The organism is Vibrio zhugei (assembly GCF_003716875.1).
GTDB lineage: Bacteria > Pseudomonadota > Gammaproteobacteria > Enterobacterales > Vibrionaceae > Vibrio > Vibrio zhugei.
Genome location: NZ_CP033078.1, coordinates 2141217 through 2157235 on the forward strand (window position 1 = coordinate 2141217; position 16019 = coordinate 2157235).

Annotated in this window: 17 protein-coding genes; 4 read left to right on the plus strand and 13 right to left on the minus strand. The window is 45.9% G+C overall.

Translation table 11 applies throughout. The annotated features are described in order from the left end of the window. Nucleotides 1-89: 89 nt before the first annotated feature. Nucleotides 90-1118, minus strand: a complete 1029-nt coding sequence (locus EAE30_RS15130; RefSeq protein WP_123016667.1) for a methionine synthase — start codon at nt 1116-1118, stop codon at nt 90-92. A gap of 31 nt (nt 1119-1149) precedes the next feature. Next, entirely contained in the window at nt 1150-2124 is a 975-nt protein-coding gene (locus EAE30_RS15135; RefSeq protein WP_123016668.1) for a putative oxygenase MesX, read from the minus strand. A gap of 333 nt (nt 2125-2457) precedes the next feature. On the opposite strand from EAE30_RS15135, the gene EAE30_RS15140 reads away from it, so the two are divergent. After that, nucleotides 2458-4101 carry a phosphoethanolamine transferase gene (locus EAE30_RS15140; RefSeq protein WP_123016669.1) on the plus strand — a complete coding sequence of 548 codons (1644 nt, stop codon included), beginning with the start codon at nt 2458-2460 and terminating at the stop codon, nt 4099-4101. A 57-nt stretch (nt 4102-4158) separates the two neighbouring features. Further along, a complete protein-coding gene (locus EAE30_RS15145) occupies nt 4159-4509 on the plus strand; it encodes a diacylglycerol kinase (protein ID WP_123016670.1) in 351 nt (116 codons plus the stop codon). Nucleotides 4510-4579: 70 nt separating this feature from the next. Here the strand turns inward: EAE30_RS15145 and EAE30_RS15150 are convergent, their stop codons facing one another. The 4 genes from EAE30_RS15150 to EAE30_RS18890 all read right to left on the minus strand — a co-directional run bounded on the left by EAE30_RS15150 (nt 4580) and on the right by EAE30_RS18890 (nt 7257). Next, nucleotides 4580-5443: a glycosyltransferase family 9 protein gene (locus EAE30_RS15150; protein WP_123016671.1), complete on the minus strand. Its 864-nt coding sequence runs from the start codon at nt 5441-5443 to the stop codon at nt 4580-4582. 363 nt (nt 5444-5806) lie between these two features. Next, nucleotides 5807-6505, minus strand: coding sequence for an MFS transporter (locus EAE30_RS18880; protein ID WP_199287060.1), 699 nt, complete (start codon nt 6503-6505; stop codon nt 5807-5809). Between the two features lie 3 nt (nt 6506-6508). Beyond that, nucleotides 6509-6805, minus strand: coding sequence for a hypothetical protein (locus tag EAE30_RS18885; RefSeq protein ID WP_199287061.1), 297 nt, complete (start codon nt 6803-6805; stop codon nt 6509-6511). Beyond that, nucleotides 6802-7257: an MFS transporter gene (locus tag EAE30_RS18890; protein ID WP_199287062.1), complete on the minus strand. Its 456-nt coding sequence runs from the start codon at nt 7255-7257 to the stop codon at nt 6802-6804. Before EAE30_RS18890 ends, EAE30_RS18885 begins: the two co-directional genes overlap by 4 nt. Before the next feature lie 272 nt (nt 7258-7529). Between EAE30_RS18890 and EAE30_RS18895 the strand changes: the two genes are divergently transcribed. Continuing rightward, nucleotides 7530-7943 carry an MmyB family transcriptional regulator gene (locus EAE30_RS18895; RefSeq protein WP_199287063.1) on the plus strand — a complete coding sequence of 138 codons (414 nt, stop codon included), beginning with the start codon at nt 7530-7532 and terminating at the stop codon, nt 7941-7943. Between the two features lie 546 nt (nt 7944-8489). Here EAE30_RS18895 and EAE30_RS19065 read toward each other — a convergent pair. The 7 genes from EAE30_RS19065 to EAE30_RS15180 form a co-directional block, all read right to left on the minus strand. After that, entirely contained in the window at nt 8490-8672 is a 183-nt protein-coding gene (locus EAE30_RS19065; protein ID WP_241967678.1) for a hypothetical protein, read from the minus strand. A gap of 57 nt (nt 8673-8729) precedes the next feature. Beyond that, a complete protein-coding gene (locus EAE30_RS19070) occupies nt 8730-9467 on the minus strand; it encodes a hypothetical protein (protein ID WP_241967679.1) in 738 nt (245 codons plus the stop codon). Next, on the minus strand, nt 9413-9976 hold the full coding sequence (locus EAE30_RS18900; RefSeq protein ID WP_199287064.1) for a metal-dependent hydrolase: 564 nt from the start codon (nt 9974-9976) through the stop codon (nt 9413-9415). Before EAE30_RS18900 ends, EAE30_RS19070 begins: the two co-directional genes overlap by 55 nt. Before the next feature lie 150 nt (nt 9977-10126). After that, nucleotides 10127-10369 (minus strand): fibronectin type III-like domain-contianing protein, encoded by a 243-nt coding sequence (locus EAE30_RS19075; protein ID WP_241967680.1) that lies wholly within the window; start codon nt 10367-10369, stop codon nt 10127-10129. Continuing rightward, the gene (locus tag EAE30_RS19265) at nt 10326-10436 is read right to left on the minus strand and encodes a fibronectin type III-like domain-contianing protein (protein ID WP_338419007.1); all 111 of its coding nucleotides are present in this window, start codon (nt 10434-10436) and stop codon (nt 10326-10328) included. The genes EAE30_RS19075 and EAE30_RS19265 overlap by 44 nt, the downstream gene beginning before the upstream one ends. A gap of 55 nt (nt 10437-10491) precedes the next feature. After that, nucleotides 10492-12411 carry a glycoside hydrolase family 3 protein gene (locus tag EAE30_RS15175; RefSeq protein ID WP_241967682.1) on the minus strand — a complete coding sequence of 640 codons (1920 nt, stop codon included), beginning with the start codon at nt 12409-12411 and terminating at the stop codon, nt 10492-10494. A 431-nt stretch (nt 12412-12842) separates the two neighbouring features. Beyond that, nucleotides 12843-14627: a cellulase family glycosylhydrolase gene (locus EAE30_RS15180; RefSeq protein ID WP_199287065.1), complete on the minus strand. Its 1785-nt coding sequence runs from the start codon at nt 14625-14627 to the stop codon at nt 12843-12845. Nucleotides 14628-14811: 184 nt separating this feature from the next. Here EAE30_RS15180 and EAE30_RS15185 point away from each other — a divergent pair, with 184 nt between their 5' ends. After that, entirely contained in the window at nt 14812-15759 is a 948-nt protein-coding gene (locus EAE30_RS15185) for an IS30 family transposase (protein WP_123016673.1), read from the plus strand. The last annotated feature ends 260 nt before the right edge of the window (nt 15760-16019 follow it).

Consider the following 16019-nt stretch of genomic DNA (forward strand, 5'->3'; position numbering starts at 1 on the left):
AGACTATGATGACATGCGTATCAACTGGAGACAGCCCACCACGAGAGCACATTGACGACGATGGGGCATCGCCAATGTGATAGCCTTATTTAAGCGGCAAATTCTCTTCGCAGTATCTCGACACCGGCATGTAACGCGCGCATTTTTTCGCGGGCAACATGGCGAGACAACGGTGCCATGCCACAGTTCGTACATGGGTACAATTTATCGACGTCCACATACTTCAGGGCTTCTCGTAGCGTTGCGGCCACCTCTTCTGGGGTTTCTATTTCATCGGTGGCCACATCGATTGCGCCCACCATGATTTTTTTACCGCGTACCAACTCCATTAATTCCATGGGGACATGCGAGTGGTGGCATTCAAGTGAAATAATATCGATGTTCGATTGCTGTAGTTTCGGGAACACGGCTTCGTATTGACGCCATTCCTCACCCAAAGTTTTTTTCCAATCTGTGTTGGCTTTGATGCCGTAGCCATAACAAATGTGGACCGCGGTCTCGCATGTTAGCCCTTCGATCGCTCTTTCCAGAGTCGCTATCCCCCACTCATTGACCTCATCAAAAAAGACATTAAAGGCGGGCTCATCAAATTGAATGATATCGACGCCAGCTGCCTCTAACTCCTTCGCTTCTTGATTGAGAATTTTAGCAAATTCCCACGCCAATTTTTCCCGGCTTTTATAATGTCCATCGTATAACGTGTCGACCATGGTCATTGGCCCAGGCAGTGCCCATTTGATCGGTTGATCCGTTTGCTGTCGTAAAAACTTGGCATCTTCCACAAACACCGGCTTTTGCCGAGAGACTTCTCCTACCACAGAAGGGACACTGGCGTCATAACGGTTGCGAATTTTCACCGTTTGACGATGTTCAAAATCGACCCCATTAAGGTGTTCAATAAATGTGGTCACAAAGTGCTGACGGGTTTGTTCACCATCACTCACAATATCAATGCCCGCTCTTTGTTGCTCTTGTAACCCAATACGTAGCGCGTCCTGTTTGCCATCAATCAATTCTTGGCCGTCCAGTTTCCACGGTGACCACAGAACTTCGGGCTGGGCAAGCCAAGTGGGCTTGGGCAAACTGCCCGCGGTTGAGGTCGGAAATAATTTCTTCATAATATAAGCCACTGTCAATGTGAGTGAATGATTAAGCGTAGTTCGCCACGGACTGTTGCAGAAACTCCCGATAAGGTTGAATGAAGTTTGCTTCCACAAACTTGCCTTGCTCGATGGCCAACTGGCTACGCTCTTCACGGTCGTAAACAATATCGGTAAGCGAATGTTCGGGGTTGTTTAAATTCGGCTGATAACGCTCGCCAGCTTCCGCATGGGCGTTATAAATCTCAGGACGATAGATGCGTTGGAAAGTTTCCATCGTACTGATCGTGCTAATCAGCTCTAAATTAGTATAGTCATTCAGCAAATCACCAAAAAAGTAAAACGCGAACGGTGCTTTGCTGTTTTTAGGCTTAAAGTAACGCACTTGTAAGCCCATTTTCTTAAAATACTGCTCAGTCAATGATGATTCATTCGGCTCATACTCAAAACCTAATACCGGGTGATGATTGTCGGTGCGTTGGTAAACTTTACTGTCAGACACACTCAAGCAAATCACTGGACGTTTTGAAAAGTTGTCTTTATACACATCCGAATTCACCAATGACTGGAAGATTCGTCCATGCAATACCCCAAAGTCTTCTGGGATACTGAACGTCTCTTTATTCTTGTTATACTCTGGCAATAACACACTGAAATCGTAATCACGCACATAAGAAGAAAAATTATTCCCGACGATACCTTCCAGACGCTGATTGGTCTTGCGATCGACAATGTAGGTTTTCAACACTTCAATCGACGGGAATACTTCGCTGCATCCCTCCAAATCCATATCTGCTGAAATAATTTCCAGCTCCACACTATAGCGATCACCATTGGGATTATCCCACGTTGCTAATTCATTGAAGCGTGCGTCGATCATATCTAAAGCACTACGCAAATTCTTCTGGCGATGTTCTCCACGTGCTAAGTTCGCAAAATTAGTGGTCGTACGCGTATTCGCGGCTGGATGATAGTTCTCATCGAGAGTGATGCTTCTAATGTTAAATGCAAATTCTGTCTTCATAGCGATCCGATATCCAATTGTCTGAGGTAAAAGGTGATATGCCGCTTTGCTATTGCATCGAAGACTGACGCAAAAAATCGAGCGAAAAGCGATCATCATCCGTTCTAATGTTATGTCCTGACTATTTTTATAACCGGATCGACATATAAAGAATAATGTTATTACTTAATGTTCAGCATGAAGAAGATTCATAATGACGGGTCAGTAGGGCGTTGAGGGACGAAAGCTCTTGAAACGCACAGAAAACAGGAAATGACGTTTGCTTAAGATTCTTAAGTAAAACTTAAGTTAATCACCATACAGTACTGACTTTACCCTCAATTGGTAGTCATTATGTTTACAACGACACTCAACAAATTTGCAGCGCGTATGCAGATGAAAGTACCGACCTTCATTGTACTTATGTCAGCCTACTTTGCTTTGGTACTCAATCACCCTGTGGTGAGTAAAATTTTTGAACTCAGTAACAATGTATCCGATGTCTGGTTTCCTTATACCGCGCCGCTACTGTTATTTTGTGCGTTCCTGATTATTTTTTCTGTTTTAGCGATTCCGTATTTGATCAAGCCGATCATGATCATACTGACATTAACGTCAGCGATCGCCTTATTTGCCGCAGAAACCTATCATGTCTTGTTTAGTACTGACATGATGGAAAATGTGTTTGAAACCAATACGTCCGAAGTGTCGTTTTATGTCAATGCTCCTTCTATCTTATTCGTCATTGCCTTGGGCGTTGTGCCATCCATTCTGATTGCCATGGTACGCTTTCGTTACCATTCGTCATGGCTAAAAGAGATCGCTCACCGCTTGATGGTCGTTTTGATTGGCGCCGTAGGTATTATTGTGATCGCCTTAACGACGTATAAAGATTATGCGTCGGTTGGTCGAAACAACCACTACCTCAGCCAAATGATCATTCCTGCCCATGTTTACAATACGTTTCGATATATACAAAAGAACTACCTGACAACACCGTTGAAGTACACGCATTTAGGGCAAGATGCGACATTAACGCCAGCCCCCAATGGAAAACCAACGCTAATGGTGTTTGTACTCGGTGAAACCGCACGCGGTATGAACTTCCATCAAAATGGTTATGCGCGCGAGACCAACCCTTATACCAAAAACCTAGGCTTAATCTCTTTTCAACACGTGTCTTCTTGTGGCACCTATACCGCGCTTTCTGTGCCGTGCATGTTCTCTAATATGACACGCCAGCATTACAATAAAGCCAAAGCAAATGCGCGTGATAACGCTGTGGATATTATTGCCAAAAGTGGCGTCAAAACGCTATGGATCGATAACGATGGCGGTGATAAAGGCGTCGCGAAACACACGACACTGATAAAAATTAACGCAGAGAAAAAAGATAAGAATTGTAATGGCTCGACCTGCTATGACGCGGAAATGTTTGCTGATGCCAAACAGTTCATTCAGCAAGACCATACCAATAAGTTTTTGGTTTTGCATTCCATCGGTAGCCATGGTCCAACCTATTGGCAACGTTACCCCGATCAAGATGCACGGTTTAAACCGGCGTGTAATCGCAGTGATATTGAAAACTGCACCGATCAAGAAATTACCAATGTCTACGACAATACCTTGATCTATACCGATTACATTCTTTCACGTGTGATTACCCTCTTAAAAGAGAATGCATCCGATTACAACGTGGCCATGATTTATATCTCCGACCATGGTGAATCATTGGGTGAAAACGGCTTATATTTGCATGGAACGCCCTACGCGATTGCCCCTAAAGAGCAAACTACCGTGCCTTGGTTACTGTGGTTACCTAAGCAATACGCACAACAAAAACAGTTCAACCTCGCCTGTTTAAAACAAAAGGCCTTACATCAGCCAGTCAGTCACGACAACGTATTTCATACCTTACTGGGATTATATGGTGTGAAAACAGCCGATAAGGATCCAACGTTAGATCTCACCGCCAACTGCCGTCAGTCGGCGCAATAACAGGATGAAAACGAGCCGTATTCAAATGAACAATGAACCGATTATAAACGTACAGGATTGCGCCGTATTGCCTATACGTTTGTACACAGCTACAACGGTGTGAAGTGGCTAGTGAAAAATGAGGCAGCCTTTCAACAAGAGTTAATGATCTTCGTACCGCTTGTTGTGATTGCCTGTCTGTTACCGTTTTCTCTCCTACAAGTGGTCTTTATTGTGCTTTCGATGATGTTTGTGTTGTTTGCCGAGATGGTCAATAGTGCCATCGAGGCCGTCGTGGATCGAATCGGATTAGAATTCCACCCCTTATCTAAGGTCGCAAAAAACATCGGCTCAGCGTGTGTCACGCTGAGCATTATTATGTCCCTCATGGTTTGGGGGACACTTCTCTGGCTACTCGTTGCCCACTAGCCCTACAATAAAATGGACGCCTTCTCGGTTGAGAAGGCGTCCATTTTTTGCGTTCGTAAATGTGCTAGATTTAGTGAGTGAATGAAGAAGGCCGAGACAAGCGAGTTAAATACGCTTTCATTTCCAGAGAGTGAATATCCTCAACGTTAATACTGTCTTGCCCTAACACGCCATATTTCTTAGGACAGGTATGAGTAAACAAACCAATACATTTGGCACCCGCGGCATCCGCTAGGTGTAATGGACCAGTATCGCACGATAAAAACGCCGTGGTGTTTTTCAGAAAACTCCCCAGAACGCGTATATTATTGTTTTGATAGGTTAAACCATTGGCAATCAGCGGTGTCTGGATATCAGGACTGAGTATTTCAACCCACTGAATAGGCACAGAACTGTAAGTTTGAAGGGTATCGAGAATCCCGTGCCATGTCTTATCACTCAATTTCTTTGCTCCACGAGCCCCTCTAAAGAAGGCGATCGTCAGCTCTTTATCTTGACATAGCGCGTGCTTTGCAACGATCCCTTCCGATAACTCCTGCACGGTGAAGGCCATTTCATGGCTTGCGCGATTTAACTTTTGCTTTGTTAAACGCTCGACTAAAAACAGCTTATGGAACGCGCTATGTTTTTCAGCCGTAGCGTTATTAAATACATGGGTAAAGGCGCTATTTCGTCCTGGATGATCCGAGGCCACTTTATTTCTGGCTGGAATCATCGACGCGATCAAACTGTCTTCAGAAGAAGAATATGACGTCACTAATAAATCAAACACTTGCGTCTTCAACTGTTGCATTTGTTTATAAAAAGACCATAACTTGCCTGCTGAAAAGTGCGAGTACACGATATTATCGATACCAATCTCTTCAAATATTTGTCCTTGCCAAGGCTGAGACAATAGCAGGGTAATATGCGCATGTGGGTAGGCAGCTCGCATTTGTTTGACAAATGGCAACAGAAAAAAACATGTTACCGATTCGCTTATTATTACGAACAATTAAAATCGTTTGTACGTGTGAGGCCGGAATAAGCTCGGCACGACGATAGGTATCATTGCCCAATGCCTTGTATAACATCGGTTCAAGTAGCGACATTCTCTGACGACGGTAATGGTCAACTTGACGTAAGACATTATTTATACTCATAAAACCTCAATAGCAACGTGTTGTGCTCTTTATAGTATAAATAGAAACTTAAATTAAACTTAAGAAGGATGAAGAATTCATAATACTTTCACAAAGCAAAAAACGCCGTCACCAGACAGCGCTTTAATCTCAAACACGTGTTCTCTACCTCGCCCTCAATCCGCGCGAGCCGCAGAAACCACGCGCATTAACAGCACACACACCAAAAGCGCCGCGCCAAAGTTATACAGCATTCCCGAAACAAACGCGGAGGCATACTGCCCTGCTAATCCAGTGCCATCGGGCGCGGTTGATAGTGCGTAATTAAACAAAATGCCAATGACCGCCACCCCTAATGCCGCGCCAACTTGTTGTACCGTAGAAACAACACCAGAAGCCATGCCGGCCTGATAAGTCGGCACAAATCCCAAGACCAGATTCAATAATGGCGTCATAATCAGTCCCTGACCAAACCCAATGACAACCAAAACAGGAATCAGATGAACAGCGACTAATGCTGAGCCAGCAAGGGCAACCTGAATGATTAATAGACCGATTGACAAGGCATAAAGCATGGCGCCTACCACGATAGCCTGAGTGTGCCATTGTTTGACCCATTTGGGCGCGACGAGTGAAGCCATCACAAACCCCACACTACATGGCGCAAAAATACTACCAGCAATGAAGGGATCCAGACCGAGCCCGGTTTGTACAAGCAAGGCAAAACTTAAGAAAAATGAGCTGGATGTGGAATACACCAGCAACACCAACACAACCCCCAAAGCAAACCGCGTCTGAAATAATAAGGACATGTCCACCAGCGGCAGTAACCCTGCTCGCCGATAATGCTCTTGCTGATAATAAAAGAGTACCAAATATCAGGCCTGCCCTATCAGCGCGGCAAAGCACCACACAGGCCAATGCAAATCGGGGCCTTCCAGCAGAGGCACCAGTAATAATGAGAGCCCAATACTCACCAAAAGCACCCCTAACCAATCTAAATTCGGACGTGTTTGCGCATAAGATTCCGGAATAAAACGGGCGGCGATCATCGCCAGCAAACCGATAGGTAAATTGATCAAGAAGATACTGCGCCAACCAAGCCCGAAGACATTGCCCTGCACTAACCAGCCACCGAAAACTTGTGCGGCAATCGCCGCTAATCCCAACGTCATGCCGAGTAAACCAAAGGCTCGGCGACTATCATCCCCTTAAAATTCACGCGGATCAACGCGTAGACCTGAGGGAACACTAAGGCCGCAGCGAAGCCTTGTAACACTCTTGCTCCAACCAGCAACGTCGCACTCGGAGCGACACCACAGCACAGTGAGGCCACAGTAAAGCCCGCCATACCAATAACGAACAAACGACGGCGTCCGAATATATCGCCCAGTCGACCGCCCGTAATCAGCAAGCTCCCAAAAGCAAGCTCGTAGCCTGCAACAATAAGCCCGATTTGCGAAAAATTTGCCTGCAGATCCCTTTGCATACTCGGGATGGCAACATTAACGACAAACAAATCGAAAATCGTCATAAACCCTGCTAGCAATAACACATACAGTCCGCGCCACGGAGCCCGTTCAATGTGACTATTGGCGTAACAGACTTGATGAGAGTGAGTGTTCATTTTACGTCCAACGTGATAAAAAACTCATTCTACCGACCAATAAAACTGTTACAATTAACACTTTATACTATTACTAATAGTCATAGCACGAGAAGGAAACACTATGCGTACCATGCAACGAACCCGCGAAGAGCTCGCGACGTTTTTACGATCTCGTCGCGAACGACTGCAGCCCACTGATGTAGGGCTATAGCCCGCCGACGCAAAAGTGTCGAATACGTTAAGTTGCTCGTCTCAGCCCAGGCTAACCTTGAGCGAATGAACGCCCATTTTTGCTCGCTCATGAACGCCCACCGGCCGATCCCGCCAAAACCTTTTGTGTGGTGCCACCGCTCATTCTCCGCCTTATGAATGACCTACCGCAACACCCTGCTTATGTACTCAAGTACTCGCGTTTAACGACTGTTTCAGTTCGACTCAGTGGAACGACGCTACTATGGATGCTATTTACCGACCCGAATTTACGTGAGCGGTTTGTCGGTTGGGAGCAGCAAGCGCCTCGTATCCTGTCGAGTTTTCGTCGCGACTATGCCCGAGCCAATCAGGAAGCAGATATCCGAGAGTTAGTGGATGAATTAAAGAAAGTATCGCCGGAGTTTAATACTTGGTGGCAACAGCACGATGTGCATGCCCCGTGTACTGGCCGTCGCGATCTGCAAGTGAATGGTGAAACAGGTCACGTTTGACCACACCTCATTAACCATCGATGCCGAGCGCCATTTACGCTGGGGGTGTACGCACAAAGTGAGTCAAGTTAACGAGCGTATGAGTTAATGAAACTCTTGGGCGCCTCATCCTGAGTATGCCTTCAATCATCAACACAAACACCGCTGAGAATATGGCAAGGTAAGTCGGCCACTCACTTGGTGCAATGGTTTCGCCGAGTAATATCGCCACCCATGTTAATAAAAACGGCTCAACATACACCAGTAAACCAAATAAGCTGAGATTAAGGTGAGGGGGCCGATAAAGACTGAAACGCCAGCGCTAAGGTACTTATCACGCCTAAACCAACGATCAGCCATATTAAATCCCCATGAGTGGTCAATGTTTGTATTACATCACCACTTCGCACGATGAAAAACATACTCACCGGGAGACTCAGCATGGTATCAAACCACATACCACCAATATGATTGGTACGGGTTTTAACTCGAATCCAAAAATAGAGAGGATACCCCAAGCACACCACCAATGTTGGCCAACTGAGGGTTTGCGATATCACTAATTGATTAGTGACCCACTAACGCCAATAAGCAAGCCCATTTTTGAAAGCGAGACATACGGTCTTTGAAGGCAAACTGCCCGACCAACACCATGGTCATCGGCATAATAAAATACCCCAAAGACACAGCCAGTGCGTAATTATTGACCGGCCCCCATAAGAACAGCCAAATTTGAATACCGATTAACAAGGCGGATAGCAACGGGAGAACAGAAAATAGGGATCGCGTTTAATCCTTGTCCAGATATCAACGACCTGAGGCCAATAGCCCTTCATGACGATAAAAACCGTCAATAACGGCAGCGTCAATGTCACGCGCCATCCATAGATTTCTTCGCCATTGAGTGCGCTTAACCACGGCGTATAAGCAAACATTAACGCAAAACAAGCAGAGCCAATCACATTTAAAATCACACCAAGAATGATGTTCGGTTGAGTTTGCATCATGAATACGCCAGTACTTATTGTGACTCAAAATGAGGAGGAGTTGCGTTTGATAAATCGACACTCGGATCGGTGATACGTGACCAAATCCGTTGCAGTTTTCTTGTGGAAAACCATGGCTGATTTTGTGATAAGAACCGAGAGTGAAGTGTTGTCGATGTTGCTCAGCAACCACAAATGAAAAACGTATAATACCCTTCCAATCCCATCTTAAATCACTCAAAATAACTTGATTATTTTGTTGATACACACCATAAATCCCTTTGGTAAACCATTGCAGTAACTTAACTCGGTGGCTGTCTTTTAGCTGAGCTAACAACGCATTATCGGTTGGATAAAACTGTATATCGACGTCAGCGGGCGTATCAAACAGCGACGCATAGATTTCATAGTGACCTTGGTCTGTAACCGCAACAGCGCGCCACAATATCGTATTAAATAAGGTTGGCGTACTGACATAATGTGTATACCGAATGTCTTGCGCGTCTAGTGCCTGATGAATTTTATCGTTGATCGACCATTTCGCGGCAAGCCCCCACACCAAATACAGCGAACTGATGAGTAAAGCCCCCGTATGAGGTAGCGCGCATAGGACTGCATCCGAGCAAAGCATAGGGCAATACACGACAGTAGCAAAGGGACAGTATAAATAGGGTCGATAATAAAAATGCTCGAGGTACTAAACGGATACGTCGACACTGGCCAGAGCAATTGAGTGCCATAAACCGTAAAGCTATCAAGTAAAGCATGCGTACTTAAAATGGCAAAAATGGCAAGTGACCAACGTGTCAGCGACACGCTTTTCGCCCAATCCATCCTCATTAACAGCCAAGCCAATAGCGGGCTTAGTAAAAGCTGTATCAATAATGAATGACTAAAGCTACGGTGATAAACGAAATTCTCTATGTCACCGCCAAAATTAATCAACACATCCAAGTCTGGTAACGTGCCAAATGCCGCTCCCACCAATAGCGATTTACGCCCGAGCGACTTCCCCAAGATCGCATAAGAAACCGCACTACCTAGCGCAATTTGTGTCAGTGAATCCAATGGATGCTCCTCATTGATCATCATTTAAGTGAGTGTCGATGCGACGACATCGGCCATGTGATAACAGGCCGCACAATACCATCAATGAAAAGGGCCGCTGACCCGCCGCCCTAATCGGATGTGTGCCTGCCATCGACTGGCTGAGTGCTCTTAGGTCAGCGCACCTTTTGTCGTGTGTTCTACCACGATATCGTGCTCGATGTGCACGGTTAACGCTGTTACCTCAGACAGATCCGACGATGGGGCGACATACACATGATAGTCTCCCGCCACTAGCACCCAAACATTCCGCTCAGGATTAAAGCTTGCTAATCGTTGTTGCGTCACACTCATCGTGACAGTGCAACGTTCACCGCGCTGAGCTGCGCCGTTTTGTAAAGGCTTTAAGCTCATAAGCGGGGGCTCCTAACGGGGTTTGTGGCGCCGCCACATACAATTGCACCACATCTTTGCCGGCCATTTTCCCAGTTCGTGATGGTGGCTCAGCGTGAGTTCTGCCCGTCCCTCTTTACTATTTAAGCTGTTATGAGTGATTGCCACATCGTCATACTGAAAATCCGTATAAGACAAACCAAATCCAAATGGATACGCAACGGGTTTTTCTTCGTACTGTAATAGCGATAGCCGACCAGTATATCCTCATGGTAATCAACCTGAGTCATGGTTGGATTTTGCTTGTCTTTTTCACCTGGGAACGTCGGTGCTGACGGCACGTCCTGATAGGCCATCGGAATGGTTTGCGCCAGCTTGCCACTCGGGGTCACTTTGCCCGACAAAAGATCCGCTACCGCGTATCCGGTTTGTTGTCCCCCCATATAGGCCATGAGAATGCCATCGACTTTATCTTGCCACTCATACGTATCGACCACACCGTTGACATTGAGAATCACAGTGACGGTTTTATTCACCTGATGAAACGCTTCAGACACCGCCTCAATTAACGCTAATTCATGAGCGCTGAGCAGGTAATCGCCACGTGTCGCCGTACGATCTTCTCCTTCACCAGCTTGACGACCAATCGTAATGACCGCGGCATGATCATGTTGCGCTGCGTCACGAATCAAGCGTTGTAATACGGTATTATCCGCCACTGGAGGTTCATCAGCGAATGGGTATTTCCCTAATAGCGCCTGTTTCTCGTATTGATTTTCCTGCCAATATTCTTGGTAATATTGCATGACAGACTGATTGAGTTGGAAGGTATCCTCTAACCCTTGTGCAATCGTTATGACCTGTTGAGAATTGACTTCCCCACTGCCCGTTCCTCCCTTTAACGTATTGATCTGTACCGTGCCAAACGACGCAAGCGTCGCTCCAGCGGAATAAGGCAGAGCCTGATCAGTATTTTTGAGCAATACCATACTTTCCGCCGCCGCTTGGCGAGCCAGTTTCCCATGAGCATTTAAATCCGGATCATTGTGATAAGTCAGCTGCTTGAACGAAGGCGTTTTCTGAATCTGCATGAGAATCGCCACCACACTCCGATCAATGTCCGCCTCGCTTAACTCGCCACAATCAAACGACGCCTGCAAGTCAGCCTTCAGGCCACCCGGTTCAATTAAATCGTTACCGGCTTTAATTTGCAGAGCAGCAGACTGATGATCCGGTTCAGTCGCATAGTGACTAAAATCGGTCGCTAATCCGCTGACGTTACTTGCAAACCAATCGGACATCACAAAGCCTTTAAAGCCCCACTCACCACGCAAAACCTCGGTTAAGAGATCGTGACGATGTCCAGTATAAGCGCCATTTAACTTGTTATAAGAGGTCATTACCGCCCAAGGCTGAGCTTCCGTCACGGCAATTTGGAAACCACGTAAATATATTTCGCGCAATGCCCGAGGAGAGACTTGTGAATCACTGAAAAACCGGTTGGTTTCCGCATTATTAGCGACAAAATGTTTAATCGTCGCTCCCACTCCATTCGACTGAATGCCCTTGACCATGGCGACGGCCATCTCACCGGACACAATAGGATCTTCAGAGTAATATTCAAAATTGCGTCCCGCCAGAGGATTGCGCTGAATATTCATGCCCGGCGCTAACAGAAAATCGACACCGTAGCGTTTAACTTCATCGCCCGCCGCTTTTCCCACTTCTTCGACTAACTGCGTATCCCAACTAGATGCCAGTAAGGAGCCAATCGGCCAACTGGTGGCATAAAAGGTGGCATCCGTCCCTTCTCTTGTTGGCGCAATACGTAACCCCGCCGGGCCATCAGCCAGTTTAATCGCTGGAATATTCACCGCTTCATTATTCACGCCATTGATATAGCCAGCCACGCCTTCGACGGCCAATTCAGCGTCTAGATTGATGGCTGGATTGCCCGAGTAATTGGTGAGATCCATCCCCGGACCGGAAAGCAGATCGAGCTTGTCACTGAGAGACATGTGAGCCAACAACTCGTTGGCACGATGTTGATAATGGTTATCCATAGCACTTTCACCTTAATCACGTAGGTTAGCAGAAAGACTCAAGCCAAATGGCTTGGTAAATCCAGCGCGACAACGTCGTTCATACCGCTCAATCAACAAGGTTTCGAACACGTCATAACATTGTTTTGCTTAGATTCTATGCAGTCCACCATGACATAAGCGTGCTTAACCTGTCGAGGTGATGAGGTCGAATTTGTCGAGGATAGCAATTTATTGCGTCAATGAGTGTCATGCTTCGATAGCAACAACAATGGGTTTTGGGCACAGGGGATGACACACATCTTACAAGTTGGAGAACAGATCGTTTCAGAGTGGCAGCCGCAGCGAAGATCGGCCATCAGAGCATCATCGCGTTGTCGGTATGACAAAAAAATAGTGAAGGCGACCTTACGGAGCGACCTTCACTATAATCTGCGATTAACGATGAATCATTACTTCGCTATGGCTGGGTTTGAATCCCACAACCGTTGTAACATTTCCCATTTTTCAGTTTCAAAGCCAGTCCATTCCCCCCAACCGGATGTATTGGTGCGGGCATCGTAGGCGTGACTGTACAAACCACCGGTATCGTCTGATTCTGGGTTAATGCTCCAGTAACAGGCTTCAATTCCTTTGTCTGACATGTAATCAACAAAGCTATTTTGCCATTTTTTATCATAATCAGAACGAGGTAGGTAACCCCACAAGTCTTGAATACGAACGGCACCAGACTCTGGCCAATCATAGTGACCACCAAATTCACCGATCACAACCGCATAGCCTTCATCTTTGAGGTAACCAAAGTGCTCTTCCCAACCGGTTCTGAGCAGCTCTGGGTTAATCACAATGTTACATTTTGCTTCAGCCGCTTCTTCTTCAGACAAGCCAGCACACTCAGGTTGTGCAGGGTCCATAAACTGTTTCTGTACAGAAACCGACGGTCCGTAAGCGTGTGGTGAAATCACTAAACGATCTTTTGGAATATCGAGTGGTGCTGTCGCCATAGAGTAGAAGTTCTCACCCCAGTTTGGATTGGTTGCTTCATCACCATGCGGACTTGATTCGCCAGCGGAAGTGCCACCACTGATCCCTTCAACCCAAACCAAGACATTTTTGTTTTCTTCATTAATGGCTTGATAGGCATGTTCAGCCAACGTTTTCCAATCTGTCCATGTGTAGTCCCACGGTTCGTTGAAAATATCAATCCCAAGGATGTTATTCACTTTCAACTCGTCCGCGAAACGTGCCAATTGACGAAGATCGTCCAGCCATTTCTGTTCGTTGTATTCCTGAACATTGACACCCGGACCAACGTCGGTACCACAAGAGTAGTCTTCACGTTTGTAGATGTAGTTATCACGATTGGCATCTGCATAAGGTGGGGTTGCATCCAAACGTCCAGCACGCCAACCAAGATAGTTCGAGCATGAGTGAATATCTAACAGGATATCGATGTCATTTTTGTCAGCAAGTTTGATGAAGTCTTCCAGTGCCTGACGCGCGCTGGTAGCACGTACCGATGGGTGGTTTTTAAACACACGAGGTTGACCTTGAGGGTCGTCCGGATCCAAGGTTTGTGGTGCAATCGGTAAACGAATTAGGTTAATGCCTTTGGCTTTAATTTCATCCATGGTTTGTTGAATGGTTCGTCCGGTCCCCTGACTGTTGTTCGCCCAGAAGGTGTTCCCCATATACAATTCCATTGGAGCGCCACTTGGGTTAACAGAATCGTTTGGCTGCTCATGACGACCTTCCAAACCAAACCATGATCCACAGCGAACAGGTTTGACAACATCATCTTTTGTAATGCGGCCATCACTATTCACTCTAAAAACAACTTGGTTGCCTTCGGCATTATCGTCACCGCCGCCGCCATTACCGCCATCGCCGCCGTCATCATCACCGCCACCACTGGTATCACATAAAGAGCCGGTTAAAGTTGGAACTTGTGATGACCCTGTGCCTTGGAAGCCAAATGTCGTACTCGATCCGGGCTGCAAATTACCATTACCAGCAGTATTATTGGCGGTATAAGGGTTATCCCCCGATAGCACAACGTTCCATGCATTCGTGATTTTTGCATCATTACTGTACTGCCAGCCCACATTCCAAGCTGAGACCGCGCTTGAAGTGTCATTTTTTACAGTGACGTTAACGACAAAACCGCTTCCCCAATCACTCTGCACTTCATAAGTACATTCAGCATAAGCAGAGCCAGATAACATCGCTAAAGCCAAACTAATACCAAGACTGAGTTTATTCCTTTTACAACGGACGTTTTTGAAAACTTGCTGTTTTCTTATGTGTTGCTCCTTTCCCGATTTCAGATAATAAGTGCGACATTCATGGAAATATGTAGAAGAGGAAGCCAACTGCTGAAAGTGGTACGCTCTTCTCGCCAAAGAAACAAGCAGTACTACCATGAATTATCAACAGTTGACCGAGGGCAGAAGATACCAGATTTCTGCTCTTTTGGAACGGGGAATTTCGGTTCCTGAAATAGCTAAAACAGTTCAGTGCCACCGCTCGACGGTATACCGTGAGCTTAAACGCGGTCGGAAGGGAGAGCATTATTGCCCTAACGAAGCCCAGATGTCGTCTACCAAAAAGCGCAAAACAGCGCGTAAATACCGCATACCAAAGGAGCGTGTGGATTTTATCCGTCTTCTTTTAGAAACAGATTGGAGTCCAGAGCAGATTTCCAATGTATTAACGAAAGTTGGGGCCGCTGTCAGTCACGAGTGGGTCTATCGCTTTGTCGCACAAGATAAACGCATGGGCGGTAAGTTATATCGCCACTTGAGGCAAGGACACAAGCGTTATCGCCGCGGTAAAAAAGAGAAAGCGCCAGCGATAAAGAATGCCGTTTCGATTGATGATAGACCAAGCATCGTTGACAGTAAGGAGCGGTTTGGTGACTGGGAAATCGACACCGTGCTAGGTAAGCATGGTACAGGTGCGATGGTGACTATTTTAGAGCGTAAGACACGATTTTACGTAGTAAAGAAAGTGCCATCTAAGTCAGCGAATGATGTTACCAAAGCCACCATAGAGCTACTCATGCCTTATAAGAACCATGTCCATACCATTACGGCAGATAACGGACGAGAGTTTGCAGGTCATGAAACCATCGCAAAAGAATTAGAGGCTGATGTCTACTTTGCTCATCCTTATAGCTCTTGGGAGCGTGGTGCTAATGAGAATGCGAACGGTCTTTTAAGGCAATATGTGAAGAAAGGAACTGACTTAACGACGGTGACTGACATAGATATAGAGTTCGCTTTATCGCGGATAAATTACCGTCCGAGAAAGTGTTTAGGCTTCAAGCAGGCAGCCATTATATTTGAGGAGATGGCTTTAGCTTCTTGATATTGGAGAGTGTCGCACTTCGCAGTTGAATTCGGGTTTTCACTTTTAGGTACTTATTTTTATTGTTTAATATAATTTTTCCGATAAAAATAAGCGTTCATTCACTTGCTTACTCAGCCACTATAAGCTGAGTTCAAAGATAAGACCGTGCATATTTTTGCAATCAATCACAATCCAGCGTGATAAATTAAAAATAAAAGTAAAAACAGAATTAAAAAAGAATCAAACACGGACACATTAATCTTTAGTAATGGAATGAT